The organism is Nocardioides sp. URHA0032 (assembly GCF_000620645.1).
Classification (GTDB): domain Bacteria; phylum Actinomycetota; class Actinomycetes; order Propionibacteriales; family Nocardioidaceae; genus Nocardioides.
Window position 1 is genome coordinate 44,313 of record NZ_KK211160.1, and the last position, 26,448, is coordinate 70,760.

At 72.7% G+C, this 26,448-nt stretch carries 27 protein-coding genes; 12 read left to right on the forward strand and 15 right to left on the reverse strand.

The annotated features are described in order from the left end of the window. Positions 1–4: 4 nt before the first annotated feature. Positions 5–1,108 (forward strand): serine/threonine-protein kinase, encoded by a 1,104-nt coding sequence (locus tag N538_RS26115; protein WP_051549427.1) that lies wholly within the window; start codon positions 5–7, stop codon positions 1,106–1,108. Positions 1,109–1,112: 4 nt separating this feature from the next. Here the strand turns inward: N538_RS26115 and N538_RS26120 are convergent, their stop codons facing one another. The 7 genes from N538_RS26120 to N538_RS0118290 form a co-directional block, all read right to left on the reverse strand. Further along, positions 1,113–1,853 (reverse strand): SDR family oxidoreductase, encoded by a 741-nt coding sequence (locus N538_RS26120; RefSeq protein ID WP_231496269.1) that lies wholly within the window; start codon positions 1,851–1,853, stop codon positions 1,113–1,115. A gap of 119 nt (positions 1,854–1,972) precedes the next feature. Next, positions 1,973–3,448 (reverse strand): carboxyl transferase domain-containing protein, encoded by a 1,476-nt coding sequence (locus N538_RS0118265; RefSeq protein WP_028638499.1) that lies wholly within the window; start codon positions 3,446–3,448, stop codon positions 1,973–1,975. Beyond that, the gene (locus N538_RS0118270) at positions 3,445–4,431 is read right to left on the reverse strand and encodes an NAD-dependent epimerase/dehydratase family protein (RefSeq protein WP_028638500.1); all 987 of its coding nucleotides are present in this window, start codon (positions 4,429–4,431) and stop codon (positions 3,445–3,447) included. The genes N538_RS0118265 and N538_RS0118270 overlap by 4 nt, the downstream gene beginning before the upstream one ends. Positions 4,432–4,599: 168 nt before the next feature. Then, positions 4,600–6,021 (reverse strand): M1 family metallopeptidase, encoded by a 1,422-nt coding sequence (locus N538_RS26125; RefSeq protein ID WP_051549428.1) that lies wholly within the window; start codon positions 6,019–6,021, stop codon positions 4,600–4,602. Further along, positions 6,018–6,578: an RNA polymerase sigma factor gene (locus N538_RS0118280; protein ID WP_028638501.1), complete on the reverse strand. Its 561-nt coding sequence runs from the start codon at positions 6,576–6,578 to the stop codon at positions 6,018–6,020. Before N538_RS0118280 ends, N538_RS26125 begins: the two co-directional genes overlap by 4 nt. 65 nt (positions 6,579–6,643) lie before the next feature. Beyond that, positions 6,644–7,459: an ABC transporter permease subunit gene (locus N538_RS0118285; protein WP_028638502.1), complete on the reverse strand. Its 816-nt coding sequence runs from the start codon at positions 7,457–7,459 to the stop codon at positions 6,644–6,646. Further along, positions 7,456–8,352, reverse strand: a complete 897-nt coding sequence (locus N538_RS0118290; RefSeq protein WP_028638503.1) for an ABC transporter ATP-binding protein — start codon at positions 8,350–8,352, stop codon at positions 7,456–7,458. The genes N538_RS0118285 and N538_RS0118290 overlap by 4 nt, the downstream gene beginning before the upstream one ends. A 135-nt stretch (positions 8,353–8,487) precedes the next feature. Between N538_RS0118290 and N538_RS28635 the strand changes: the two genes are divergently transcribed. Continuing rightward, positions 8,488–9,957, forward strand: a complete 1,470-nt coding sequence (locus N538_RS28635; protein ID WP_036571454.1) for a serine/threonine-protein kinase — start codon at positions 8,488–8,490, stop codon at positions 9,955–9,957. A gap of 10 nt (positions 9,958–9,967) precedes the next feature. On the opposite strand, the gene N538_RS0118300 is transcribed toward N538_RS28635, so the two are convergent. Beyond that, a complete protein-coding gene (locus tag N538_RS0118300; protein ID WP_155992228.1) occupies positions 9,968–10,612 on the reverse strand; it encodes a hypothetical protein in 645 nt (214 codons plus the stop codon). Between the two features lie 82 nt (positions 10,613–10,694). Here N538_RS0118300 and paaN point away from each other — a divergent pair, with 82 nt between their 5' ends. Together paaN and N538_RS0118310 are read left to right on the forward strand one after the other, a co-directional pair. Beyond that, on the forward strand, positions 10,695–12,356 hold the full coding sequence (gene paaN, locus N538_RS0118305) for a phenylacetic acid degradation protein PaaN (protein ID WP_028638505.1): 1,662 nt from the start codon (positions 10,695–10,697) through the stop codon (positions 12,354–12,356). 102 nt (positions 12,357–12,458) lie between these two features. Beyond that, entirely contained in the window at positions 12,459–13,880 is a 1,422-nt protein-coding gene (locus N538_RS0118310) for a DHA2 family efflux MFS transporter permease subunit (RefSeq protein ID WP_028638506.1), read from the forward strand. A gap of 71 nt (positions 13,881–13,951) precedes the next feature. Here N538_RS0118310 and N538_RS0118315 read toward each other — a convergent pair whose 3' ends face one another. The 4 genes from N538_RS0118315 to larB are packed head-to-tail and all read right to left on the reverse strand — an operon-like array spanning position 13,952 to position 17,607. After that, on the reverse strand, positions 13,952–15,172 hold the full coding sequence (locus N538_RS0118315) for an arginine deiminase (protein WP_028638507.1): 1,221 nt from the start codon (positions 15,170–15,172) through the stop codon (positions 13,952–13,954). 21 nt (positions 15,173–15,193) lie between these two features. Continuing rightward, positions 15,194–15,778 carry a TMEM165/GDT1 family protein gene (locus N538_RS0118320; protein ID WP_028638508.1) on the reverse strand — a complete coding sequence of 195 codons (585 nt, stop codon included), beginning with the start codon at positions 15,776–15,778 and terminating at the stop codon, positions 15,194–15,196. Beyond that, a complete protein-coding gene (larC, locus tag N538_RS0118325; RefSeq protein ID WP_028638509.1) occupies positions 15,779–16,924 on the reverse strand; it encodes a nickel pincer cofactor biosynthesis protein LarC in 1,146 nt (381 codons plus the stop codon). After that, positions 16,921–17,607, reverse strand: a complete 687-nt coding sequence (gene larB, locus N538_RS0118330) for a nickel pincer cofactor biosynthesis protein LarB (protein WP_028638510.1) — start codon at positions 17,605–17,607, stop codon at positions 16,921–16,923. Before larB ends, larC begins: the two co-directional genes overlap by 4 nt. Positions 17,608–17,729: 122 nt before the next feature. Between larB and N538_RS0118335 the strand changes: the two genes are divergently transcribed. Beyond that, entirely contained in the window at positions 17,730–18,503 is a 774-nt protein-coding gene (locus tag N538_RS0118335; protein ID WP_028638511.1) for a VOC family protein, read from the forward strand. Here the strand turns inward: N538_RS0118335 and N538_RS0118340 are convergent. Continuing rightward, entirely contained in the window at positions 18,500–19,345 is an 846-nt protein-coding gene (locus N538_RS0118340) for a prephenate dehydratase (protein WP_442937188.1), read from the reverse strand. The genes N538_RS0118335 and N538_RS0118340 overlap by 4 nt on opposite strands. A gap of 70 nt (positions 19,346–19,415) precedes the next feature. Here N538_RS0118340 and N538_RS0118345 point away from each other — a divergent pair, with 70 nt between their 5' ends. Both N538_RS0118345 and N538_RS0118350 read left to right on the forward strand, forming a co-directional pair. Continuing rightward, a complete protein-coding gene (locus N538_RS0118345) occupies positions 19,416–19,805 on the forward strand; it encodes a DUF4446 family protein (protein ID WP_028638513.1) in 390 nt (129 codons plus the stop codon). A 16-nt stretch (positions 19,806–19,821) separates the two neighbouring features. Further along, on the forward strand, positions 19,822–20,289 hold the full coding sequence (locus tag N538_RS0118350; RefSeq protein ID WP_028638514.1) for a nitroreductase family deazaflavin-dependent oxidoreductase: 468 nt from the start codon (positions 19,822–19,824) through the stop codon (positions 20,287–20,289). A gap of 3 nt (positions 20,290–20,292) precedes the next feature. On the opposite strand, the gene N538_RS0118355 is transcribed toward N538_RS0118350, so the two are convergent. After that, positions 20,293–21,867 (reverse strand): diacylglycerol kinase family protein, encoded by a 1,575-nt coding sequence (locus tag N538_RS0118355; RefSeq protein WP_028638515.1) that lies wholly within the window; start codon positions 21,865–21,867, stop codon positions 20,293–20,295. A gap of 66 nt (positions 21,868–21,933) precedes the next feature. Here N538_RS0118355 and serS point away from each other — a divergent pair, with 66 nt between their 5' ends. Genes serS through N538_RS0118380 form a run of 5 tightly spaced genes read left to right on the forward strand, consistent with a single transcriptional unit; the run spans position 21,934 to position 25,899 of the window. Further along, complete coding sequence (gene serS, locus N538_RS0118360; RefSeq protein WP_028638516.1) at positions 21,934–23,211, forward strand: serine--tRNA ligase; 1,278 nt, start codon at positions 21,934–21,936, stop codon at positions 23,209–23,211. Continuing rightward, positions 23,208–24,044 (forward strand): HAD family hydrolase, encoded by an 837-nt coding sequence (locus tag N538_RS0118365; RefSeq protein ID WP_028638517.1) that lies wholly within the window; start codon positions 23,208–23,210, stop codon positions 24,042–24,044. The genes serS and N538_RS0118365 overlap by 4 nt, the downstream gene beginning before the upstream one ends. After that, the gene (locus N538_RS0118370; RefSeq protein WP_028638518.1) at positions 24,041–24,529 is read left to right on the forward strand and encodes a GNAT family N-acetyltransferase; all 489 of its coding nucleotides are present in this window, start codon (positions 24,041–24,043) and stop codon (positions 24,527–24,529) included. Before N538_RS0118365 ends, N538_RS0118370 begins: the two co-directional genes overlap by 4 nt. Then, entirely contained in the window at positions 24,526–25,320 is a 795-nt protein-coding gene (locus tag N538_RS0118375) for a Cof-type HAD-IIB family hydrolase (protein ID WP_028638519.1), read from the forward strand. The genes N538_RS0118370 and N538_RS0118375 overlap by 4 nt, the downstream gene beginning before the upstream one ends. Positions 25,321–25,329: 9 nt before the next feature. Beyond that, positions 25,330–25,899 carry a hypothetical protein gene (locus tag N538_RS0118380; protein ID WP_028638520.1) on the forward strand — a complete coding sequence of 190 codons (570 nt, stop codon included), beginning with the start codon at positions 25,330–25,332 and terminating at the stop codon, positions 25,897–25,899. Here N538_RS0118380 and N538_RS0118385 read toward each other — a convergent pair. Continuing rightward, positions 25,896–26,423: a bacterial proteasome activator family protein gene (locus tag N538_RS0118385; RefSeq protein ID WP_028638521.1), complete on the reverse strand. Its 528-nt coding sequence runs from the start codon at positions 26,421–26,423 to the stop codon at positions 25,896–25,898. The two genes, N538_RS0118380 and N538_RS0118385, sit on opposite strands and share 4 nt — an antisense overlap. Positions 26,424–26,448 lie beyond the last annotated feature (25 nt).

The window sequence follows — 26,448 nt, forward strand, 5'->3', positions numbered from 1 at the left end:
CAGCGTGGAGACGCTCGGGCCCTACCGCCTCGTCCGCCGCCTCGGCAGCGGCGGCATGGGTGTCGTGCACGAGGCGTGGGACACCGGGCTCGAGCGCTCGGTCGCGCTGAAGGTGATCTCGCCGCAGCTCGCCGACGACCCCGGCTTCCGCGAGCGCTTCGTCCGGGAGGCCCGGACGCAGGCGGCGCTGACGTCCGAGCACGTCGTGCCCGTCTACGCGCACGGTGAGGACGCCGGCCGGCTCTGGATCGCCAGCCAGCTGATCCCCGACGGCGACCTCGGCCGGCTGCTGCGGGAGTACGGCGCGCCGCCGGTCCCGGTCGCTCTCGACCTGATCGGCCAGGTGGCGTCCGGCCTCGCGGACGCGCACGCCGTCGGGCTCGAGCACCGCGACATCAAGCCCGCCAACGTGCTGCTGCGCCGCGGCCCGCGGATTCGCGCGTACCTCTGCGACTTCGGGATCGCCGGCCCGGTCGGGAGCGCGCCGGACGACGCCGGCACCCCGGCGTACATGTCGCCCGAGGGCGTCGCCTCGGACGTCTACGCGCTCGGCTGCCTGCTGTGGGCGACGCTGGAGGGCCGCCCGCCCCGCGCGGACGGCCCGGTCCCGCAGTTGCCCGGCACCGACGCCCGGACCGTCGCGGTCAACCGGGTCCTGGCCAGGGCGCTGGCGAAGGACCCGGCGGAGCGCTATCCGTCCGCCGCGGCGTTCCGCGACGGCCTGGCGGCCGCGGCCCGGCTGGCGGGCGAGCCGCCGGCCGCATCGGCGCGTCGGCGGGGGTGGCTCGTGGCCGTCCCGGTCGTGGTCCTGGTCGCCGTCGCCGGCACGGTGTGGGCCCTCACCCGCTCCGACGACGGGCCGCCACCGGCCGCGCCGGTGGAGGTCGAGCACCGGGCGACCAGCGAGCTCGCCGACTCGCTCGCCGGTGCCATGAACGACGTGCGGGCCGAGTGCGTCGCCCAGCACGTGGTCGACGACCTCGGCTTCGACGCCCTCGTCGACGCGGGGCTCTTCGACGAGCAGGGGCACTTCCTGAACCCGGACCTCGCCCACGAGCCCGAGGTCAAGGACTCGCTGACGCTGGCCGCGCAGTCCTGCGTGGGCTGACCGGTCAGGCCTCGATCGGCCCGACCTCCCAGCCGGGCGGCGCGATCGGGTGCAGCATCGCGTCGGTCCCGCCGTCGATGAAGAGCACCGCGCCGACGATGTTCGCCGCGGGCTCGGAGAGCAGGAAGCCGATCGCGGCCGCGACCTCCTCGGGCCGGCCGAGCCGGCCGATCGCGTTGGGGTACGCGTCGATCGCGGTCCCGAGCAGCGGATCGGCCCGCATCTGGTCGACCATCGGCGTCTCGGTGGCGCCCGGCGCGACGGAGTTGAGCCGGATGCCGGCGCCCGCCCACTCCGGCTTCACGCCCTCGCGGCGAGCCCACCAGGCGAGCGCCGCCTTGCTGGACGGGTAGACCATCACCGAGTCGACCTGCGCGGCCTCCTCCCGGGCGAGCGGCTCGTCGTCGCGGAGGCAGGCCTGCGCGACGGGGGCGTTCCAGCCGGGCATGCCGGTGATCGAGTTCGACGCGAGGAACACCACGCCCGCGCCGCCCGCTGCCGCGAGCTCGTGGTGCAGCCCGCGCACCAGCGCGACGGCGCCGAAGAAGTTCACCGACACCAGCAGGTCGGACGGGACCCCGGTGCGACCGGCGATGCCGGCTGCCGGCACGACGCCGTGGACGACGTCGGCGAGGGTCCGGACCCCGGCGACCGCGTGCGCCCGCCCCTCCGGCGTCGCGAGGTCCGCCAGCACGTCGATCCCGCCGCCCTCGCGGTCCACCTCGACCCGGTCGACCGTGATCACCCGGTGACCCTGCTCCTGCAGCAGCGCCGCCGTGGCGCCCCGATGCCGGACGCGGCCCCGCTCACGACGTACGTCTTCATGGGCCGGAACTGTAACCTGTTCTACAGGCCCGGTGACTGCTACAGGTACCGGCGGGCGCGATCGGCGGGACTGCCCGGCCCCGCGTCGAGGAGCGCGGCGAGCTCGTGCTCGAGGACCGCGCCGACCCGCTCGCAGAACGCCTCGGGCTCGTCGGCGGCGTCCGGGAGCTCGGCGACGATCCGGTCCACGATGCCGGCCTCGCGCAGGTCGAGCGCCCGCACCTTCTGGGCGCGCGCCATCTCGGGAGCGTGGTCGAGGTCGCGGTGCACGATCGCGCTGGCGCCCTCCGGCGGCAGCGGTGAGAGCCAGGCGTGCTGGGCGGCGATCACCCGGTCCGCCGGCAGCAACGCCAACGCCCCGCCGCCGTTCCCCTCGCCGAGCATCAGGCACAGGGTGGGCGCCCGGACGGTGACCAGCTCGGCGAGGCAGCGCGCGATCTCGCCGGCCATGCCGCCGTTCTCGGCCTCCGGGGAGAGGGCCGCGCCCTGGGTGTCGATGACCGTGACGAGGGGCAGGCCGAGGTCGGACGCGAGCCGCATCCCGCGCTGGGCCTCGCGGAGTGCCTCCGGGCCCATCGGGTGCTCGGCGGTCTGGCCGCGGCGGTCCTGGCCGAGGAACACGCACGGCGCCTGGCCGAAGCTGACCAGGGCGAGCAGCAGCCCGGGGTCCCGCTCCCCCTGGCCGGTGCCGTTGAGCGGGATCACGTCGCTGGCGGCGTACTTCAGCAGGCGGCGGACCCCGGGCCGGTCGGGACGCCGCGACCGGGTCACCGCGTCCCACGTGTCGACGTCGGGCAGCGGGGTCAGCCGGACCGGCGCGGGCACCGGCTTGATGCCGTGGCGGGGCGCGAGCAGGATCGCGAGCGCGCGGTCGAGGATGCCGGCGATCTCCTCGGGCGGCAGGACGGCGTCCAGGATGCCGTGGGCGTAGAGGTTCTCCGCGGTCTGCACGCCCTCCGGGAACGGCCTGCCGTACAACGCCTCGTACACCCGTGGGCCCAGGAAGCCGATCAGTGCGCCCGGCTCGGCGACGGTCATGTGCCCGAGCGAGCCCCAGGACGCCATCACTCCGCCGGTGGTGGGATTGCGGAGGTAGACGAGGTACGGCAGGCCGGCGGACTTGTGCGCCGCGACCGCCTCGGTGATCCGGACCATCTGCACGAACGCCGGCGTGCCCTCCTGCATCCGGGTGCCGCCGCTCACGGGCCCGGCCAGCAGCGGCAGCCCCTCGCGGGTGGCGCGCTCGATCGCGGCCACGAGCCGGTCGGCCGCGGCGCGACCAATCGACCCGGCGAGGAACCGGAACTCGCCCATCACGACCGCCACCCGGCGGCCGTGCATGAGGCCCTCGCCGCTCAGCACCGACTCGTCGACCCCGCTCTTCTCGCGCGCGGCGGCCAGCTCGGCGGCGTACTCCTCGCTGAGGTCGCCGTACGACGGCGGGGTGTCCCACGAGGTCCAGGAGCCCTCGTCGAGGACCAGGTCGATGAGCTCGGCGGCCGACAGGCGGGTCACTCCCGGAGGCTATGCCACGCGGCGAGGACCGCGGCCTCGCGGTCGCGTGACATTCCGCTCACGGGCGCGTCCGGGGTGGCCCGCACCCAGGCCAGCGTGTCCCGCGCGGTGTCGGCGACCGGCCGGAGCACCAGGCCCGCGGCGTACGACGGCGCCGGGTCGTGGGTGCCGAGGCCGTCGCACTCGGGACGCGGGAGCCAGAGCGGCAGCGCCTCGGGCCCCATCCACGGCTCGACGCCCTGCTCGGCGAGGAACTCCTGCGGGACCCAGGTGAACGTGGCGTCCGAGCCGACTCCCGCGGCTGTCTCGGCGAGCATCCGCGAGAGCGGCATGACCTCGCCGACGCCGTCGAGGTCGCCGCCCGTCCGCTGCTCGGCGCAGGTGACGATCCACGCCGCGAGGTCACGGACGTCGATCACCTGCATCCGGTCCCCGGGCCGGCCGCCGGCGAGCGCCTCACCGCCGTCGGCGAGCCGGACCGGCCAGTACGTGAAGCGGCCGGTCGGGTCGCCGGGGCCGACGATCAGCCCGGGGCGGATCACCGTCCAGGACGCCGCGCCCTGCCGCACCAGCTGCTCGCACGCGACCTTCATCGGTCCGTACGCCTCCGGGTCCGTGCCGAGGTCGGCGTCCTCGTGCCGGGGCTCCCGCAGCTCGAGCGTGCCGGGCGTCCCGTCGGGGACGGAGTCGTCGGCGTACGCGTTGACGGTCGAGACGAAGACCCAGTGCGCGGACGGGAAGGCCGCCACGCCCTTGCGGACCCAGGAGGGGATCCGGGCGACGTCGACGACGGCGTCGTACGACGCGCCGGCCAGCTCGCCGGGGACCTCCTGGGTGCGGTCCCACGCGACGAAGGTGGCACCGTCCGGCACGGGGCCGGACGTGCCGCGGGTCGCGCAGGTCACCTCGTGGCCGCGCTCGAGCGCGTCCGTCGCGACCGCCTTGGACAGGAACACCGAACCGCCGAGCACGAGGATCTTCACGAGCGGCACGCTTCCCGGTCCGGCGTACGTCCGCAAGGGATTCCGCCCATGGCAGACGGGCCGGGAGCGGCGACTTGTCGGGGGAAACCCGACGGACACGCCGATCCCGCCCGGCGTGTCCGTCGGGTTTCACCGGCCGACCGGAGAAACCCGCCCGGGTTTGCACGCTCAGCCGCGCTGCGGCGTCTCCGGCCCGAGCAGCCAGGCGTTGAAGAAGTTCCGGAGGTCCTGGCCGCTCTTCTCCGACCACCACGAGGTGATCTCCTGGTAGTCCGCGTTGCCGTCCTCGTGGCTGGCGGGCCAGGCCCGCACCAGCTTCCAGAACTCGTCGTCGCCGAGCTTCTTGCGCAGCTCGTCCCACATCACCGCGGGGATGTAGTAGACGTTGCCCGCGCCGAACGAGTCCGTCCGGTAGTTCGCGGGCGGGCCGGCGTCCTGCCGCAGCTGGGTGTCGAGCGTGGCCCAGTAGTCCATCCGGTCCTCGAGCGGCGTGCCCTCGTCCTCGCTCTGCCAGACGCCCTGGAGGTACGTGGCCATGCCCTCGTTCATCCAGACGTCTCGCCAGTCGAGCGGCGTCACCTCGTCGCCGTACCAGTGGTGCGCCATCTCGTGCACGAGCACCTCGGGCGAGGTCGCGTAGCGGGTGTCGCCGAGGGTGATCATCGTCTGCGTCTCCATGCCGCTCCTGGAGTCGACGACGAGGAAGCCGAGCTGGTCGAACGGGAACGGTCCGAGCCGGTCCTCGAGCCAGGCCATCGCGGCCGGTGCCCGGCGGAGCCGCTGGAGCAGGTCCGGGCGGTCCGCCGGCGTCCAGTACGTGATGGGCACCCCGGACGGCGAGCGGTCCTCGGTCATCGTGAAGTGGCCGATCGCGACCGTCACGAGGTACGACGAGGCCGGCTCGTCGAGCCGCCAGTGGGTGACGGTGTCGCCGTCCTGCTCGCGGCGGGACAGGAGCGCGCCGTTGGACACGCCGACCATGCCGGCGGACGCCGAGATCGTCACGTCGTACAGCGCCTTGTCCGACGGCTGGTCGTTGACGGCGTACCAGCTGTAGGCGCCGTACGGCTCCTGCATGGTCCACGCGCCGCCGTCCCGGGTCACCGTCCAGCCGGTGCTGCTGAAGTCGCTGCGCTGGACGGGTGCGGGAACCGGCTCGGGCTTGCCGGAGTACCGGATCACCAGCGTGTACTCGGCGTTCGCCTCGACCGGACGGTCGACGACGAGGTCCTTGCCGTCGTGGTCGTACGTCGCCTTCTCGCCGTCGACCGTGACCGAGCTCGGGTCGAGCGGCGCGGCGAAGTCGAGGCGGAAGTCGTCGGCGCTGGCGGTCGAGCGGAAGTGCAGCCGCTCCGTCGCGTCCAGCGTGGAGGTGCGGGGGTCCCAGGCGAGCGCCAGCCCGTAGTGGAGGGCGTCGACGCCGGGATCGCCGACCTCGGGGTAGACCGAGTCCTCGACGGTCCTGCTGAACCCGTCGGCGACGTCGCCGGTGGGGGACGCGGCGGGCTGCGGTGAGGTCCGGCCGGCGTCGGAGGTGCAGCCGGTGAGCAGGAGGGCGAGGGCCGCGAGGGCGGCCGCGCCGTCCTTCATCCGTCACCCCGGAGCAGGGGCCGGGCGAGCTTGCGGCCGTGGTGGATCTGGGCCTTGATGGTGCCGAGCGGCGCCCCGACCTGCTCGGCGATCTCCTCGTAGGAGAGCCCGTAGACGTCGCGGAGCAGCAGTGGCTCCACGAACTGCGGGTGGTCCTTCTCGATCGTCTCCATCGCCTCGAGCAGGTCGAGGCGGGTGCCGGCGATGACGCTGGTGGTGCGCGGGTCCGGCTTGTCGAGCGGGCCGACCTCCTGGGGGTCGGCGGCGATGGCCTGGTTCTTCATCCGGCGGTACGTCGTGCGCGCGCTGTTCACGGCCACGACGTGCATCCAGGTGGTGAACCGGCCGCGGCCGCCCCAGGATCCGATCTTGTTGGCGACGTTGATCAGCGCCTCCTGGCAGGCGTCCTCGGCGTCCGGCAGGTGCGGCAGCACGCCCCGGCACACGTTCAGCGCGCGCGGCCGGACCGCCGTGAGCAGCGCCTCCAGCGCGTCCCGGTCTCCCTGTTGAGCACGCCGGGCGAGATCGTCGATCTCGTCCGGCGTCAGTGCCTCCATCACGCAGTTCACCCTTCCCCGTCGTACCGACCCTAGTCGGACGACGGGGAAGGGTGACCAAACGGTTACTTGACCTCGGAGCGCAGCACGCTCCAGAGCCCGATCGTCATCGGGATGATCAACCAGAAGAGGCTGGTGACCCCGATCTGCGCCCAGTGCTGGCCCGACATGTCGCCGTTGAACAGGTAGCCCTGGGCGAAGTTGAAGTCGACCCACGGCTGGGCCTTCTCGAACCAGGCCTGGCTCTGCGCGAGCAGCATGGACAGCGGCACCAGCACGAAGCTGATGACGAAGTAGCCCACGATGGCGGCCGCGGAGTTGCGCAGCAGGACGCCCAGCATGAATCCGATGAGCATGCCGAGCACGTTGGCGAGCACGATGTAGGCGAGTTCGAGGGCGCTGACGTCCCAGACCGTGTCGGTCCCGGCGATCGTTGAGCCCAGGAGGTTGCCGAGAGCTCCGATCGCCGCGGCGAGCAGCATCGACGCGACGCCGACTCCGACCGTGACTGCCAGCTTGGCGCCGATCACGCGACCGCGGTGCGGCACCAGCGTGAACGAGGTGAGTCCGGTGCGCTGGCTCCACTCGCTGGTCACCGACAGGACCGCGATCACCGGCAGGACCACGGCCATGGGGAAGCCGATCGCGGCGGCGAAGTTGTCGTAGGTGAGCTGGTCGTCCGGCGCGAACAGGATGGTCGCCCCCGTCGCGATCACCGCGAGGATGCCGATGCTGGCCATCAGCCAGAAGCCGGACCGGGTGTCGAACGACTTGCGCAGCTCCACGGTCACGATCCGGGAGAACGGGATCCGCGCGGGCGCGGGTCGCGGCGCGCGGACGACCTCGGTCTGCACCGCGCCTTCGACGGTCGTGGCGGTCATGCTGCTACTCCTTCTCGCTGGGTGTCTGCGGTGAGCTCGAGGAACATCTCCTCGAGGCCGGCGCCGTCGGCGGCGCGCAGCTCGGTGAGGGCCACGCCGGCCCGCAGGGCGACCTGTCCGACGACGTCGGGGTCGGCCTCGACGCGGAGGGCGTCGGTCATGGGGGAGAACTCGACATCGGCGTCGACCAGGGCTCGGGACAGCGTCGGCACGTCCCGGGTCCGGACCAGGGTGCCCGCGGAGGCGAGCAGCTCGGCCTTCGTGCCCTGGGCGACGATCCGGCCGTTGCCGATCACCACGAGGTCGTCGGCGATGACCTCGATCTCGTGCAGCAGGTGGCTGCTGAGCAGCACGGTGCCGCCCTGGTCGGCGTACCCACGCAGCAGGTCGCGCATCCAGCGGATGCCGGCCGGGTCCAGGCCGTTCGCGGGCTCGTCGAGGATCAGGACCTCGGGATCGCCGAGCAGCGCGGTCGCGATGCCGAGGCGCTGGCGCATGCCGAGGGAGTAGTTGCGCACCCGGCGGCCCGACTCGGTGGGCGTCAGGCTGACGCGCTCGAGCATCTCGTCGACCCGGCCGGCCGGCAGGCCCATGGTGCGCTGGGCGATGGTGAGGATCTCGCGGCCGGTGCGTCCGGCGTGCTGGGCGGAGGCGTCGAGCAGGACGCCGACCTCCAGGCCGGGGTTCGGCAGGTCGGCGAACCGCCGGGCGCTGACCTCGGCGTAGCCGGAGGTGGCCGGGGTGAGCCCGACCATGACCCGCATGCTCGTGGACTTCCCGGCGCCGTTCGGGCCGAGGAAGCCGGTGACCCGGCCCGGCCGGGCGGTGAAGCTGACGTCGTCGACGGCGGTGAAGGCGCCGTACCTCTTGGTGAGTGAATCGACCTTGATCATGGCCACGAGCCTGTCGCCTGGAGCGTGGTGCCCACATCAGGGAAGTGGGGCGCCTCGTCCCTGAGCCGACCCCGGCCCCTCCCGGGGTGGAGGCTCGGGGTCGGGCGGCGGGTCCCTGATAATGGCCGGGTGTCCATGCCCTCCCGTCTCGGCCGGTACGCCGTGCGCCGCCGGATCGGGTCCGGCGGGTTCGCGACCGTCTGGCTCGCCTACGACGAGCAGCTGGACTCGCCCGTGGCGGTCAAGGTGCTCGCGGACAACTGGACCGAGGACACCGCCGTGCGGCAGCGCTTCCTCGAGGAGGGGCGGTTCCTGCGCAAGGTGGAGTCGCCGTACGTCGTGAGCGTGTACGACGCCGGCGAGCTCGAGGACGGCCGGCCCTACCTGGTGATGTCGTACGCCGACCAGGGCACGCTGGCCGACCGTCTCGAGCTCGAGGGCGTGACACCGGCGCAGGCGATGGAGGTCGTGCGCCAGGTCGGCTCCGGACTCCAGGCGCTGCACGAGCGCGGGGTGCTGCACCGCGACGTGAAGCCGGCGAACGTGCTGTTCCGCACCGTCGAGGACTCCGGCAACGGCACCGTGCGGGCGATGGTCGCCGACCTCGGGCTCGGCAAGGCTCTCGACGTCTCGTCGCGGCTGACGATGATCGCCGGCACGCCGACGTTCGTGGCGCCGGAGCAGGCGCAGGGCGAGCCGCTGGACCCCCGCGCCGACCAGTACTCCCTGGCGGCCATCACGTACCTGCTGCTGAGCGGGCGGGCGCCGTACGCCCACGCGTCGCTGTCCGCCGCGGCCTCGCCGGCGGCGCCCGCGCCGCTGTCGACCCCGGACCGGCCGTTCGCGACGCCGGTGGAGGCCGTCGTGCGCCGGGGGCTCTCGGTCGACCGCGCGGACCGGTGGCCCGACGTCATGTCGTACGTCGACGCGCTCGAGGACGCTCTCGGAGCGGCCGCGGCCGGCGACCGGTCGGCTGCCTGGCTGCCGGTCGACCCGCACCTGACCCAGCCCGGAGCCCGGCCCTCGCAGCGGCCGTCCGACGAGCCACTGCCGGCACCGGTGCCGCCGCGCCGGCGGCGCACCCGCTGGGCGATCGGCGCGCTCGCCGGTCTCCTGGCACTCGCGGTCGGCGTGGGTGCCGGGTACTGGGCCGAGCAGCGCGGGGAGGGCGAGGCGACCGTCGGTGACGACACCGGCACGCTGTTCGTGACCGTGCCCGGCGACTGGGAGCGGGCGGTCGCGCCGAGCGGCTGGGAGGCGCCCACCGACGGCGGCGAGTTCCCGGCCCTGTCGGTCGGCACTGTGACGGACTGGACCGACGTCAGCTCGCGCGCGCAGGGCGTCTTCCTCGGCATCCTGCCCGGCACCGAGCTGCCCGCGCGGATGCCGCGGCACCCCGAGTGCGCCAGCGCGCAGGAGCCGGTCCCCGGCACCTTCGGCGGACACCCCTCCCGGACCGTGCTCTACACCGACTGCCCCGGCGGCGTCACCGTCGAGCGGGTGGTCCGGCTGGCCGCGAACCGGCTGCTCTGGGTGCAGATCCGCAGCGCCAGCCGCGCCACCGCGAACAACGTCCTCGACGACGTGCAGGCGCGCGGCTTCTGAGCTGGGGGAGCTAGGGGAGCTTCTCGATGCTCGCCGCGACGTGGTCGCGGAGGCTGTCGAGGCCGGGGACGTCGACCGCGCGGCCGACCACGCTCATCTCGAACTCCGCGAGGGTGCCGCCCGGGACCGTGAACCAGGTGAACGTGTTGAACCGCTCGGTGTTGTGGTCGGGGTCACGGTAGCGGAAGGAGAGCATGTCGTCGGTCCGGGCGAGCACGTGCACGTCGTCGTAGATCGCCTGCACCGCGGCCAGCTTCGCGGCGACCATCTCCTCGTTGGTGCGGTGCTCGTTGACCAGCTTCACGCGGAGGCTGTAGCCCCCGATGGTCGGCTCGTCGGCCGGTCGCCAGCGGACCTCGAACAGCGGCGAGACCTCCTCCGGCGCCCAGCCCTTCGGCACGTCGTACCGCCACTGGTAGGTCGGGTCGCCCAGCTTGTGCGCCTTGTAGTCGAGGTCGGTCTCGAGCGGCGGGTAGTCGATGTCCGGGGAGTAGCCCCGCGTCGGGAGCACCGGGATCGAGGGCGACTGTGCCGGCACGGGAGCGGCGACCGCGACGGTGGTGGGCTCCTCCTGCCGGAGCACGCCGATGCCGTACCCGGCAGCGGCGCCCAGCAGCACGAGCGCGAGCGTCACCCCGACCCACCGCACCCTCATGTGGGAGGAGGGTAGTCGGGGTGCCGACTTGTGACACTTCTGTGCAAGAGTTGCTCGACACCGTCACAAGGGAGAATGTGCCATGACCGACGCCCTGCTCGACCGCCACCGCCAGCGCCTCGACGACGCGGTCGCGGCCAGTGCGAGCCGCACCTACTACTCGGCGTTCGACGAGTCGCCCTCGCCGCGGGTGTACGGCGAGGACGCGGCCGGTGCCGGCAAGGCGGCGTTCGAGGCGTGGCTCGGCGGCACCTTCCCGCTCAGCACCCCCGGCGCGTCCGGCGCCGTGTCGACCGAGCGGTCGCCCTTCGGCTTCGACCTCGGGGTCTCGTACCCACGGGCCGTGGACGTCGACGCCCTGCTGTCGGCGTCGCGTGCCGGCATGAAGCAGTGGCGCGACGTCGGTCCCGAGGGACGGACAGGGGTGTGCCTGGAGATCCTGTCGCGGCTCCACACGCGCATCTTCGAGCTCGCCAACGCCGTGCAGCACACCAGCGGCCAGGCGTTCGTGATGGCCTTCCAGGCCGGTGGGGCGCACGCGCTGGACCGGGCCCTGGAGGCCATCGCCTACGCGTGGACCGAGATGACCCGGACGCCGGCGACCGCGGTCTGGGAGAAGCCCGGGCGCGGCGAACCGCTTCGGATGGAGAAGACGTTCACCGTGGTGCCGCGAGGCGTCGCGCTCGTGATCGGGTGCAACACGTTCCCGACCTGGAACTCCTGGCCGGGCCTGTTCGCCTCGCTCGGGACCGGCAACCCGGTCGTGGTGAAGCCGCACCCGGCGGCGGTGCTGCCGCTCGCGATCACCGTGCAGGCGTGCCAGCAGGTGCTGGCCGAGGCCGGCTTCGACCCGAACCTGGTCACCCTGGCCGCGGAGGAACCCGACGACCACCTGGCCGCGACCCTCGCCGTACGCCCCGAGGTGCGGCTCATCGACTTCACCGGCGGCAACGCGTTCGGTGACTGGCTGGAGGAGCACGCCCGGCAGGCCGTGGTGTTCACCGAGAAGGCCGGCGTCAACACGGTCGTCGTCGACTCCACCTCGGACTTCGCGGCGATGTGCCAGAACCTCGCGTTCTCGTTCTCGCTCTACTCCGGCCAGATGTGCACGGCGCCCCAGAACGTCTACCTGCCCGCGTCCGGCGTCGCGACCGAGGACGGCGTGAAGACGCCTGCCGAGGTGGCCGACGGCATCGGTGCGGCGCTGGAGCGGCTGCTCGGCGACGATGCCCGCGCGGTCGAGCTGCTCGGCGGCATCGTCAACGACGGTGTGCTCTCCCGCCTCGACGCGGCCGCCGACGGCGACGTCCTGGTCGCGTCGCGCACCGTCACCCACCCCGCGTTCGACGCGGCGACCGTGCGCACGCCCACGCTGCTGCGGCTCACCGCGAAGGACGCCGACGTCTACGAGTCAGAGTGCTTCGGCCCGGTGGCGTACCTGATCGAGACCGGCGGCACCGACGAGTCGATCGCGCTGTTCCGCGACACCGTGCAGCGGCACGGCGCGATGACCGCCGCCGTCTACTCGACCTCCGACGAGGTGATCGCCGACATGCGCGACGCCGCGCTCGACGCCGGCGTGGCGCTGTCGGAGAACCTCCTGGGCGGGGTCTTCGTCAACCAGTCCGCGGCGTTCTCCGACTTCCACGGGACCGGCGCCAACCCGGCCGCGAACGCGTCGTACACCGACGGCGCGTACGTCGCGTCGCGCTTCCGGGTGATCCAGTCGCGCCGGCACGTCTGAGCGTCCGGGACCGATGAATCGGAAAGTCTCGGCAGGTCTGTCGAAATCGTAGGAGCTGGTTCGTGGAGTAGGTGAAGGCACCTGCCACCCGAGGAGACGACGATGACCGACCTGAAGAGCCGCTGGCTGGCGCTGTACGTGCTGTGCCTCGGCGACCTGATGATCGTGCTGGACTCGAGCATCGTGAACGTCGCGCTGCCGTCGATCCAGACGGACCTGGGGTTCTCCCAGTCGGCGCTGGCGTGGGTGGTGAACGCGTACCTGCTGACCTTCGGCGGGTTCCTTCTGCTCTCCGGCCGGCTCGGCGACCTGCTCGGCAACCGCCGGGTCTTCGTCGGCGGCGTCGTCTCGTTCACCGTCGCGTCGATCGCCTGCGGGCTGGCCCCGTCCGCCGGCCTGCTGGTCGTCGGCCGGGCCATCCAGGGTCTCGGCGGCGCCGCGGTGTCCGCGGTCGCCCTGTCCCTGATCATGGGGCTGTTCGCCGACCCGGCCGAGCGGGCCAAGGCCATGGGCTTCTTCGGGTTCGTGATGTCCGGCGGCGGCGCCGTGGGCGTGCTGCTCGGCGGCCTTCTGACCGGGCTGTTCTCGTGGCACTGGATCTTCCTGGTGAACGTCCCGATCGGCGTCGGCGTCTGGATCGCCGCGCGCCGCGTGCTCCCGGCCGACGAGGCCGCGACGGAGCGTGCCCGGATCGACGTCCTCGGTGCGGTGCTCGTGACCGCGGCGCTGATGCTCTCCGTCTACGGGATCGTCAGCAGCCATTGGGTCCTGCTCGGCGGCAGCGCGGTCCTGCTCGGGGCGTTCGTCCTCTGGGAGTCGCGCACCGCCGCGCCGCTGGTGCCGCTCCGGCTGTTCCGCCTCCGCAACGTCGTGGTCTCGCAGGTGGTCGGCGTGCTGTGGGCGGCCGCGATGTTCGCATGGTTCTTCCTGGCCGCGCTCTACCTCCAGCAGGTGCTGGGCTACACCGCCCTCGAGGTCGGTCTCGCCTTCGTCCCGACCAGCGTCGTGATGGCCTTCTGCTCGCTGCGGGTGTCCGACAAGCTGGTCATGCGGTTCGGCATCCGCCCGCCGCTGGTCGCCGGCCTCTCCCTGGCCGCCGTCAGCCTGGCGCTGTTCTCCCGCGCTCCCGTCGGGGGCGACTTCGCGCTCGACGTACTGCCCTCGATGCTGCTGCTCGGCGCCGGCGCCGGCATCGCGTTCAACCCGGTGCTGCTGGCCGCGATGGGCGACGTCGAGCCGCACGAGTCCGGCCTCGCCTCCGGCGTCGTGAACACCTCGTTCATGATGGGCGGCGCCCTCGGCCTCGCGGTGCTCGTCAGCGTCGCGGCGTCCCGCACCGAGTCCCTCACCGCGTCCGGCTCGGCCCCGCTCGAGGCCCTGAACGGTGGCTTCCAGCTCGCCTTCGCGGTCGGTGCGGTCGCCGCCCTCGCCGCCGCGGTCGTCGGCGGGGTCTTCCTCCGCCCCAGGCCGATGGCGATGTCCGAGGCCGACCCGGACCTGGACTCCGAGCCCTGGGCCGCCTGAGCGGTAGTCCCTGACGAAAATGTCCTGTGGGAACGTTCCCACAGGACATTTCGGGCAGGGACTACCCGAGATCAGCCGACGGTGAGGGGCTCCCTCGTCACCGGGCAGCTCATGCACCGAGGGCCGCCGCGGCCGGAGCCGAGCTCGGACCCGGAGATCCGGACCACCTCGATGCCGGCCTCCTCGAGGCGGTCGTTGGTCTCGACGTTCCGCTCGTAGGCGACCGCCACGCGGGGGGCGATGGCGAGGGTGTTATTGCCGTCGTCCCACTGCTCGCGCTCGGCGGTGACCGGGTCGAGGCCGGTGTCGATCTGGTGGAGCGTGTCGATCTCCATCGCCTTCGCCGCGGCGACGAGGAACGGCTCGGCGCGGGCCACCGCCAGCACCAGGTCGCGGTCGTCCTCGGCGCCGTCGGCCAGCGTGACGGCGTGGGCCTGGAGGGAGTCGGCGACGTTCGGGTACATCACGATCTTGTCGGCGTCGACCATCGTGCACACCGTGTCGAGGTGCATCGTCGCCCGCTCCTGCGCGATGGGTACGGCGAGCACGGTGTGGGCCAGTCCCGCGTGGAACGCCTGGCGGGCGAACCGCTCCACGCCGGCCGGCGTGGTCCGCTCCCCGACGCCGACCGCGATCACGCCGGGCGCGAGCAGCAGTACGTCGCCGCCCTCGACGTGCTCGTGGTGCCAGCCATGGATCTTCCGGGTCCCCCGGAAGCGCGGATGCTCGGTGTAGATGAGCTCGGTGAGCTGGGTCTCGCGGGTGCGTGCCGGCATCGCGAGCGACGTGATGGCGACGCGGTCCCGGACCCAGACGCTCGAGTCGCGGGTGAAGAGGAGGTTCGGCAGCGGGTCGATCAGGAAGTCGTCGCTGGCCAGCAGCGAGGTCACCAGGCCCAAGCCGCCGCGCACCTCGTCGTTCCGGATGCCGGCGGTGAGGTAGTCGGTGAGCTCCGCCGGCGAGGCCTCGCGGAGGAACCGGGCGAGGTACCCGCGGAGCGTGTCGCCGAGGTGCAGCCCCGCCAGCGCCGTGGTGATCGCGTGGTTCCGGGCGTCGTCGTTCTCCAGGGTCTCGGTCAGCAGGTCGGTCAGGTAGAGCACCTCGACGCCGCGGTCGCGCAGCTGCTGCGCGAACCCGTCGTGCTCCTCCTGCGCCCGGGCGACCCAGGGGATCCCGTCGAACAGGAGACGGTCGTTGTTCCGCGGCGTGAGCCGCTTGAGCTCGTTCCCCGGTCGGTGGAGCATGACGGTCTGGAGCGTGCCGACCTCGCTGTCGGCGCCGTGCGTGGACATGCCGGACAGCCTAGGAGACGACTACGAGAGCAGGTCGTACGCCGTGATCGCGGCGAGCACCAGGCAGACGCCGGCGCCCACGTAGTGCAGGACGTGCAGCTTCACGAACTTCTGCAGCTGACGGCCGGCCACCACCGCGAGCCCGCTCACGATGAGCAGCGCACCGAGCGCGCCGATGAAGACCTCGACCGGCGCCTCGTACTTCGCGACCAGCGAGATCGTGAGCAGCTGGGACAGGTCGCCCCACTCGGCGGCGAACAGCACCAGGAAGCTGGCGATCACCGCCTGCAGCCCGTGCACGTCCTTCGTCTCGACGTCCTCGCCCTCGGCCGCCTGGTGGCTGCGGCCCTCCCGGATCAGGATGATCGCGCCGAGCAGGAACATCACGCCGGCAGCCAGGCGCACGACGTCCTCGGGCAGGAACGACACGGCGTGCCCGAGGAGCACCGCCACGATCGTCTGCACCGTGAACGCCAGGCCGACGCCGATCCAGACCAGGATCGGGCGGTACTTCGTCGCGAGCACGAGCGTCGCGAGGAACGTCTTGTCGGGCAGCTCGACCACGAAGATGGCCAGGAAGCTCAGGCCGATGACGACAGGATCCACTTACCGGAACTTTCGGGAGAGGGCGGTGGCCTCGGCGAGCACGTCGACCACCGGTCGGCCCAGGTCGGTGGCGGCCCGGACGACGTCGTCGTACTCCGGCTGCGCGTTGACCACGACACCGCGGTGGCGGGCGAGCTTGACGGCCACCTCACGGCCGTCGACCTCCACCGCGACCATCTCACGGTCCAGGGCGTGCTTGCGCAGCGGCTGCTCCCGGAGCCCGATGGTGCTGGTCTGCCGGAAGATCGCGGTCCGCACCTCCTCGGCGCGGGCGCCGTCGACGAGCGCGTGCAGCGTGTGGGCCGGGCGGCCCTTCTTCATCAGGATCGGCGTCAGCCACGCGTCGGAGGCGCCGGCCTCGAGCAGTGCCGCGATCACCGCCGGCCAGACCCGCGGGTCGAGGTCGTCGACGTTGCACTCGAGGAGCAGCGGCTCACCTCCTCCGGAGCCCGTCGCGGCGCCGGCGAAGAGGCGCAGGACGTTCGCATGACCCTCCGGGTCGCGCCCGCCGGCCCCGACGCCGATGGTCTCGACCGTCATCGCCGGCTGCGGACCGTACGCCGTCGCGAGCGTCGTCAGCAGCGCCGCGCCGGTCGGCGTGCAGAGCTCCATCGCGACGGCGCCGGCATGCGTCGGCACGCCACGGAGCAGCTCGGCGACGGCCGGAGGCGGCACCGGGAGGGTGCCGTGCGCGGTCTGCACCGTGCCCGAGCCGACCGCGACGGGCGAGACCGTGACGGTCCGGGCGCCGAGGTGCTCGAACCCGGCGCAGACCCCGACGATGTCGGCGATCGCGTCGAGTGCGCCGACCTCGTGGAAGTGCACCTCGTCGGGAGTGGTGCCGTGCACCGCCGCCTCGGCGACCGCGAGCCGCTCGAAGACCGACAGCGCCAGGTCGCGCCCGGCCAGCATGCTCCGGACGTCGCGCCAGGTGCGGTGGTGGTGGGACTCGGCGGCGTCGACGTGCACGCGGGTGGCGGCCAGCCCACCCCGGCGTACCTCCTCGACGCGGAGGGCGACGGGCTCGGGTGCGACCTCATCGATCGCCTCCTGGAGTACGGCGGGCGGCACGCCCGCGCCGACGAGCGCGCCGAGCAGCATGTCCCCGCTGGCGCCCGCGGAGGCGTCGACCCAGACGTCGCTCATCGCGGGACGCTCTGGCGCGCGACGCGCGCCGCGTGCACGCCCGCGCCGTAGCCGTTGTCGATGTTGACGACCGTCACGCCGGGCGCACACGAGTTCAGCATCGCGAGCAGTGCGGCGACGCCGCCGAGCGAGGCGCCGTACCCGACGCTGGTCGGCACGGCCACGAGCGGCACGCCGGTCAGCCCGCCGACCACCGAGGGCAGCGCGCCCTCCATGCCGGCGACCACGACCAGGCAGTCGGCGGCGTGGAGCCGGTCGCGTACGCCGAGGAGCCGATGCAGGCCCGCCACGCCCACGTCGTCGATCCGGTCGACCCCGGCGCCGTGGACGGCGACGGTGAGCGCGGCCTCGGCCGCCACCGGGGCGTCGGAGGTGCCCGCGCTGACGATCGCGACGGTCCCGGTAGGAGTGGGAAGCGGACCGAGCGTGACCGCCCGGGCGACCAGGTCGATCTCGGCGTCCGGCAGCACCCGGCTCACCGTGTCCAGCGCCTCGGGGGCGAGCCGGGTCGCGAGCACGGCGCGCTCGGGATGCTTCTCGTGCAGCGCGCGGAGGATCGCGACCACCTGGTCGGGAGTCTTGCCGGCGCCGTACACGACCTCGGGGTCGCCCGTGCGCGCGGCGCGGTCGACGTCGACGCGCGCGAAGCCGAGGTCGGCGATCCGGGGGTCCTGCTCGTCCACGTGAGGAACCTACTCGTCCGGTCCCACAACGTTCACGTCGTCGTCCCGAGATCGGCATTGCCACTGTCGGCGGCCGGGTGTTGGCTGGCCGGTGGGGTCGCACCGAGTGAGGAGCAGGAGCAATGCCGAAGATCGAGAAGTACGCGCAGGGCACGCCGAGCTACGTCGAGCTGGTGACGCCCGACCAGGCGGCGGCCAAGGAGTTCTACGGCCCGCTGTTCGGGTGGGAGCTCGAGGACGTCCCGCTGGGGGATGCCGGCTACTACGTGGCGGTCGGCAAGGAGGGCGACTCGGTCGCGGGGATCGGCGGGCAGATGCCCGGCATGGAGGGGCACCCGGCGTTCTGGGGCGTCTACCTGACGGTGGACGACGTGGACGCCGTCGTCGCGAAGGTCGCCGCGGCCGGCGGCACGGTCGAGGCCGAGCCGTTCGACGTGATGGACCTCGGCCGGATGGCGGCGATCAAGGACCCGAGCGAGGCCCGGGTGAACCTCTGGCAGGCGGGCGCGACGATCGGCACGGTGCGCGCCAACGAGCCGGGCACGCCGATCTGGAACGAGCTGATCAGCCCGGACCTGCCGGCGGCCACGAAGTTCTACAGCGACGTCCTCGGTGTCTCCTGGGAGGCGGCGCCCATGGAGGGGGGCATGGACTACACCTGCCTGGTCGTCGACGGCCGCCAGGTCGGCGGCGCGATGCCCCCGATGACGGAGGGCGTGCCGCCGCACTGGAACGTCTACTTCAACGTCGAGAGCGTCGATGACACCGTCGCGAAGGCGACCGGCCTCGGCGGCTCGGTGGTCGCGCCGGCGTTCGACGTGCCCGGCGTCGGCCGGATGGCGGTCCTCGCCGACCCGCAGGGCGGCATGTTCAACCTGATGCAGAACCCGAGCTAGCGGCTGACCTCGGCGCGGAACGGGTCCGCGCGGTAGACGCCGAGGACCTTGATGTCGGTGGTGAAGAACGCCAGCTCCTCGAGCGCGTTCTTCACGCCGACGTCGTCGGGGTGCCCGTCCACCTCGGCCAGGAACTGGGTCGCGGTGAACTCGCCGCCGACCATGTAGCTCTCGAGCTTGGTCATGTTCACGCCGTTGGTGGCGAAGCCCCCGAGCGCCTTGTAGAGGGCGGCCGGCAGGTTGCGCACGTTGAAGATGAAGCTGGTGACGACCGGGCCGTTGCCCGACGGCGCCTCGACCAGCTCCGGGGAGAGGACGACGAAGCGCGTGGTGTTGTGGTCCTCGTCCTCGACGTCCTCGGCGAGGACCTCCAGCCCGTAGATCTCCGCGGCCAGCGGCGGCGAGATCGCGGCCTGGGTGACGTCGGCGAACTCCGCGACCTCGCGCGCGGCGCCCGCGGTGTCGCCGGCGATCACCGGCTTGAAGCCGTGCTCGCGGATGATCCGGCGGCACTGGCCCAGGGCGTGCACGTGGCTGTGCACGGTCTTGATGGTGTCCATCGTGGTGCCCGGGACACCCATCAGGCAGAACCGGATCCGCAGGAAGTGCTCGGCGACGATGTGCAGCCCGGAGTCCGGCAGGAAGTGGTGGATGTCGGCGACCCGGCCCGCGATCGAGTTGTCGATCGGGATCATCGCCAGGTCGGCGCCCCCGGACTCCACGGCCGCGAAGACGTCCTCGAAGGACGCGCAGGGCACCGCCTCCCAGTCGGGGTAGTGCTCCATGCACACCTGGTGGGAGTTGGCGCCGGGTTCGCCCTGGTAGGCGATGCGTCGGGTCACGCCCGTCATGGTCCCACGCGGGCGCGCGCCGCCCCGGCTCCTGTCCGCCCGCCAGACCTACCCTCGGGGGGTGGACCTCGTCGCACTCGTCATCGCTGTCGTCGCCCTGCTGCTCGTGGCGGTGACGCTGAGACGGACCGCGCCCAGGAAGGGCGACGGCGTCGAGGCGGTGCCCGAGGACGTGCACGGCCTGCGCCAGGAGGTCGCCGCGCTCCGGGCCGAGGCGAAGGACGCGCTGCGGCACCTCGCCGTGGTCCGGTACGACGCGTTCGGCGACATGGGCGGTCATCTCTCCTGGTCGGTCGCGCTGCTCGACGACGGGGGCAACGGCGTCGTGCTGACCTCCATCCACGGCCGCAGCGACGCGCGAAGCTACGCCAAGAGCGTCAGCGGGTGGACCTGCGAGCAGCAGCTGTCCCCGGAGGAGCTCGAGGCGATCGAGCACGCGCGGCCGTCCTGACTCCTATGCTCCGGCCATGAACCCGATGCGGTGGATGGCGCTGAAGCTCGGCGCCCAGCCCTGGCTGCACCGCTTCGCCGGTGCCATCGTCGGCCTCGACAAGCTGCTGCAACGGGTGACGCGGGGTCGCGTCGACCTGCTGACCTTCGCCGGCCTGCCCGAGATCCTGCTCCAGGTGCCCGGCCGGAAGACCGGCATCCTCCGCTCGACGCCGCTGCTCTGCGTCCCGCACGGCGACGGCTGGCTGGTCGCCGGCTCCAACTGGGGCGCGCCCGAACGGCCCGCCTGGGTCGGCAACCTCGAGGCGGCCGACGAGCCGCTGGTGACGTTCAAGGGCCGGACGGTCGCCGCCGACGCCCGCCTGCTCGAGGGCCCGGAGCGCGACGAGAAGTGGCCGATCATGCTCGAGACGTGGCCGAACTACGCCCGGTACGCCGAGCGCACCAACCGCGAGCTCCCGGTCTTCTGGCTCACCCCGCGCTGAGGCTCAGCGCGGGACGCGGACCAGCAGCCGGCCGTGCACGCAGGTCATCCGCAGCTCCTTGCCCGGGCCGATCGAGTCGCCGTCGAGCTGGCGCGGGGTGTCGACCGCGGCCCGGATCGCGACCGTGTGACCGGTCATCCGGTTGACGAGGTCGTCGGTGCGCGGCCGGCGGGCGAGCACCCGGTAGGCCAGCGGGATCCAGGAGAGGAACTTCCGGGGGTGCAGCAGCACCACGTCGAGCACGCCGTCGTCGATCGCGGCGTCCGGCAGCAGCGGCATGCCGGCCTGGAGGAAGCCGACGTTGCCGACCACGACGGTGCGGGCGCGGTGCTTGGTGAACTCGGCGCCGTCCACCGAGACCTCGACGCGGACGGCGGGGAACATCAATGACTTCAGGGCCGACAGCACGTAGGCCAGCCAGCCGACGCGCTTCTTGATGTCCTCGTTGACGCCCTCCATGATCGCCGCGTCGAAGCCCATACCGGCCATCACCATGAAGTGGGTGTCCTCGATCCCGTCGCCGGACACCTCGACCAGGTCGATCGCCCGGTCCTGGCCGGTGAGTGCGACGTCGATGGCGGCGCGGAGGTAGAGCGGGATGTCCAGGTTCCGCGCCAGCAGGTTGCCGGTCCCGGCGGGGATGATGCCGACCGGGATGCCGGTGCCGGCGAGCTCCGCGCACACCTCGCGGACGGTGCCGTCGCCACCGCACACGAGCACCAGGTCCGCGCCCGCGACCGAGGCGGCCTCGGCCATGCCGGTGCCGGGGTCCTCGATGGTCGTGTAGTGCCAGGTCGGCGCCGACCAGCCCGCCTCGGCAGCCATCGCGGTCACGATCGCCTCGAACTGGCCGACGTCCTCGACCTTGATCGGGTTGAGCACCACCGCGAGCCGCCGGTCGGAGACGTACACCTCGGGCAGGGGCTCGCTGCTCGCGGCGTGACTGCGCGGCAGCGGGTTGTAGAGCGCGATGCCCAGCAGCACCATGCCGATGCCGAGCAGGTAGCCGCCCACGACGTCGCTCGGGTAGTGCCGCCCCAGCAGCACCCGGTCCGCGCCCACCAGCAGCACGACCAGCACGATCCCGACGTACGCCGCCCGGCGCAGGTTCGCGCGGCGCACGAACATCGACACGAGCACGGCGAGGACCCCGCCCAGCGCCGCGATCGACGACGCGTGCCCGGACGGGTAGGACATGCTGTGCAGGAACTCGTCGGGGTTCTGCCACCCGGGTCTGCCGCGGCCGACCAGGAGCTTGAGCGCCGTGGTCGCCAACGAGGTCACGATCATCACCCCGGCGGTGAAGAACGCCGCGCGGCGATGGCCGCGGACCAGCAGGAACACCACGATCACCACGGTCAGGATCGTCATGCCGACGGTCCCGAAGGCGTCCTCGACCACGTTCAGCGGGTTCCGCAGCCACGCCGAGTCGACCGCCCAGGTCTCCGCGCGCTCGCCGCGATCGTCCAGCGACGTCAACGAGCCCCACCCGCCGATCACCCCAGCGGTCAGCAGTGCGAACGCCGCGAAGCAGACCGCGGCCCACGTCAGGAACGCGGCGCGGGGTCGGTCGAGCATGAGGGGAAGTATGCCTGCCGGTATCTGGCGAGCGTCCGTGCCGCCGCCCCGGATAGCCTTGCCGGCATGATCGACCCGCGCATCCTCCGAGACGACCCCGACCGCGTGCGCGCCGCCCAGGCCAAGCGCGGGCTGTCCGACGAGGTCGTGGATCGTGCGCTGTCCGCCGACTCGGCCCGGAGGGCCGCCATCGCGGCGTTCGAGGCCAAGCGCGCCGAGCAGAAGCTGCTCGGCAAGCAGGTCGCCCAGGCACAGGGCGAGGCGAAGCAGGAGCTGCTGACCCGCACCAGGGCGCTCGCCGCAGAGGTGAAGGAGCTGGAGGCCGCGCAGGTCGAGGCCGAGGCGGCCTGGCACGACGCCGTGATGGGCATCCCCAACCTCGCTGCCGAGGAGGCGCCGGCCGGCGGCGAGGACGACTTCGTCGTGCTGGAGACGATCGGCACGCCCCGCGACTTCACGGCCGAGGGCTTCGAGCCCCGCGACCACGTCGAGCTCGGCCGGATCCTCGGTGCCATCGACCTCGACCGCGGCGCGAAGGTCTCGGGCTCCCGCTTCTACTTCCTCACCGGCGTCGGCGCCGAGCTCGAGTTCGCGCTCGTGAACCTCGCCAACGAGACCGCGCGCGAGTACGGGTTCACCCAGGTGATCGCGCCCTCGATGGTCAAGCCCCGCGCGATGGAGGGCACCGGATTCCTGGGCCAGGCCGCCGACGACGTGTACCGGATCGAGGGGCAGGACATGTATCTCGTCGGCACCTCGGAGGTGCCGATGGCGGCGTACCACTCCGACGAGATCCTCGACGGCGACTCGCTGCCGCTGCGGTACGCCGCGTTCAGCCCCTGCTTCCGCAAGGAGGCCGGCTCGCACGGCAAGGACACCAAGGGCATCATCCGGGTCCACTGGTTCGACAAGGTCGAGATGTTCGTCTACACGACGACCGAGGAGTCCTTCGCCGAGCACCAGCGACTGCTCGGCATCGAGAAGTCGTTCCTGGACAAGCTCGAGCTGGCCTACCAGGTCATCGACACCGCCGCCGGGGATCTGGGGCTGTCGGCGCAGCGGAAGTTCGACTGCGAGGCGTGGATCCCGACGCAGGGCAAGTACCGCGAGCTGACCTCGACCTCGAACTGCACCGAGTTCCAGACCCGCCGCCTCGACACCCGGGGCCGGTTCGGCCAAGACATCAGGCCGGTCGCGACCCTCAACGGCACGCTCTGCGCGATCCCGCGCGCGATCGTGGCCATCCTGGAGACCCACCAGCAGGCCGACGGGTCGGTGCGGGTCCCCAAGGCGCTGCAGCCCTGGCTCGGTGGCCGCGAGGTGCTGGAACCGGTCGCTCAGTGAGCGACGGGGTGACCGGCTGGCGGCCGAAGCTCGTCGCGCTCGACATCGACGGCACGCTCCTGAAGTGGGTGGAGGGCTCCGGAACGACCCGCGAGGAGATCTCGCAGGCGGTGAAGGACGCGGTCCAGCGCGCGGTCGAGGCCGGCGCGCACGTCGTGCTCGCCAGCGGCCGGTCTCCGCACGGCATGACGAACGTCGCGGACATGCTCGAGCTCCACGGCGAGGGTCGCGAGCGGCTCTGGAGCGTCGCGTCGAACGGCGCGGTCGTGTTCCGCTATCCACCGCTCGAGGTCGTGCACGAGGAGAAGTTCGACGCCCGGCCCGCGGTCGAGGCGATCCTGGCGCGGCACCCCAACGCGCTGGTCGCGGTCGAGGAGCGCGGCGTCGGCTACCGGGTGAACTCGCACTTCCCCGACGGCGAGCTCTCCGGGGACATGATCGTGACGGACGTCGCCGACCTGGTCGCCGCCGAGGTCAGCCGGGTGATCATCCGCGATCCGGAGTCGACGGCCGACGAGTTCGTCGCGCTCGCCGGCGAGCTGGGTCTGCACGGCACCAACTACGTCGTCGGCTGGACCGCCTGGCTCGACCTCGCGCCGGTCGGCGTCTCGAAGGCCTCGGGACTCGCCCACGTCGCCGACCGGCTCGGCCTCACCGGTGCGGACGCTCTGGCGGTCGGCGACGGGCGCAACGACGTCGAGATGTTCGAGTGGGCGCACCGCGGCGTCGCGATGGGACAGGCGATCGAGGACGTCATCGCCGCGGCCGACGCCGTGACCGACAGCGTCTACGAGGACGGCCTCGCCATCGAGCTGGACACGTGGTTCGGGTGAGGCTGCCCGACGAGATCACCAGCGACCGGCTCCGGCTCCCACTCTGGACGCCCGGCGAGGCCGCCGACATCCTGGCCGGCCGGCACCGCGACGGCTGGCACACCGACTACCCGCGCCAGGACGACCGTGACGCCGCCACGATGTACCACGCCGGCGACCCCTGGGCGCCTCGCCACGTCATCCGCGGTACGACCGCGCTCGGGTCGCTGGGCTTCTTCGGCCCGCCCGAGGACGCGGCCGACGGCGTGCCCGAGGTCGAGGTCGGCTACGGCCTCGTCGAGGAGGCGCGCGGATGGGGCTTCGCGACCGAGGCGCTCGCGGCCGTGCTCGTGGAGACGGACCGCGCGGGCGTCCGGGTGCGGGCGAGCGTGGAGCCCGAGAACCAGGCCAGCATCAGGGTGCTCGCCAAGTGCGGGTTCACCGACCTCCGCGGCAGCGACGAGGACGGCCACCTGGTGATGGCCAGGCCGCTGCCCGCCCCATGACCCGCCCCGGGCTGGTCGCCACCGACCTGGACGGCACCCTGGTCCGCAGCGACGGCAGCGTGTCGCCGTACACGGCCGACGTCCTCGCCCGGGTCGAGGCGCTCGGCGTCCCGGTGGTGTTCGTGACCGGACGGCCGCTGCGCTGGACCGAGGAGGTCTTCGAGCACGTCGGCGAGCACGGCCTGGCCGTCGTCTCGAACGGCGCCCTCGTCTGGGACGTGGCCCGGCACCGGCCGCACCTCGAGCGGCTGATCGACCCGGCGCTCGGGCTGGAGGTCTGCGCGCTGATCCGCGAGGCGATCCCCGGCTCGACCTTCGCGGTGGAGACGCTCGACGGGATCGGCCTGGAGGAGGACTTCCTCGAGCGGCACGCCATCCCCGACGGTGCCCGTCGCGCGCCGGTCGCGGAGCTGTTCGACCGTCCGGCCCTCAAGCTGCTGGCCCGCCACGAGGAGCTCTCGGCGCAGGAGTTCTGGGACGCCGCCGAGGCCGTCGTCCAGGGCCGGATGGTGATCACCTGGTCGTCGGCGACGGCGCTGCTCGAGATCAGCGCGCCCGGCGTCACCAAGGCCTCGACGCTCGCGCTGCTGTGCGCCGACCTCGGCGTCGACGCGACGGACGTGGTCGCGTTCGGCGACATGCCCAACGACCTGCCGATGCTCGCCTGGGCGGGCACGTCGTACGCGATGGCGAACGCCCACGCGACCGTTCTCGAGGCGGCCACGCACACCGCGCCCGCCAACGACGAGGACGGGGTCGCGCGGGTGCTGGCTGGTCTCCTCGACCTGTGATCTGTTGAGATGGACGTCGTGATCCCCCGACTGCTGGCCGTCCTGCTGCTCGTCTGCGGCGGCGTTCTCGCCCTCGGCGCACCGGCCTCGGCGTGCCCGCGGGTCGACAGCTCGCCGGCCTCGCTGGTCAGGAACGCGGACGCCGTGTTCACCGGGACCGTCGCCGACCGGACCCGCCGGGGCCCCGGGATCCACTACTCGGTCGACGTGCAGAAGGTCTACAAGGGCGGCGTCGGCGAGCGGGCGAGGCTCAGCACCCCCCGGAGCGCACGCGCCTGCGGCGAGCCTGACCTCCAGGTGGGCCGGGACTACGTGTTCTTCGCGAGCGGTCACGGCACCGAGCCGCGGATCGGGACGCACGGTGCGGCCCCGGTCACCGACGCCCGGGTGCAGCGGGTCGAGCGACTGCTCGGGGCCGGCACGTCGCCGGCCCAGCCCGAGCCCGTGCAGGCGACGTTCACGATGGTCGCCGGCGAGCGCACCAGCCTGGCCCGGCTGGCCGCGCCCGGGGTCGCGATGGTGATCGTCGGGCTGCTGGGCCTGCTGCTCGTGGCGAGCCTCGGCCGCCGCCGCAGCTAGAGGTACATGCCGCCGGAGCCGCCCGGCTGCTGCGGCTGCTGCGGGTCCTCGACCTGGCCCTGCGGCGGCGCCATCCCGCCCGGCAGCGCCTTGCGGATCTGCTCGAACTGCGCCCGGGCGGCCATCTGCTGGGCGTAGATCGCGGTCTGGATGCCGTGGAAGAGGCCCTCCAGCCACCCGACGAGCTGCGCCTGTGCGATGCGCAGCTCGGCGTCCGACGGCGTCGCATCCTCGGTGAACGGCAGGGACAGCCGCTCGAGCTCCTCGACCAGCTCCGGGGCAAGGCCCTCCTCCAGCTCCTTGATCGAGGCCTGGTGGATCTCCTTGAGGCGGTTGCGACTGGCATCGTCCAGCGGCGCGGACTTCACCTCCTCCAGGAGCTGGCGGATCATGCTGCCGATCCGCATCACCTTCGCCGGCTGCTCGACGAGCTCGGTCACCGAGCGCTCCTCGTCGCCCTCGGGGGCGCCGATCGGCCGCCCGTCGGGTCCGATCACCACGACCTGCTGCTGCTCCTCGCTCATGGGCCCAACCTATCCGGCGGTCCCT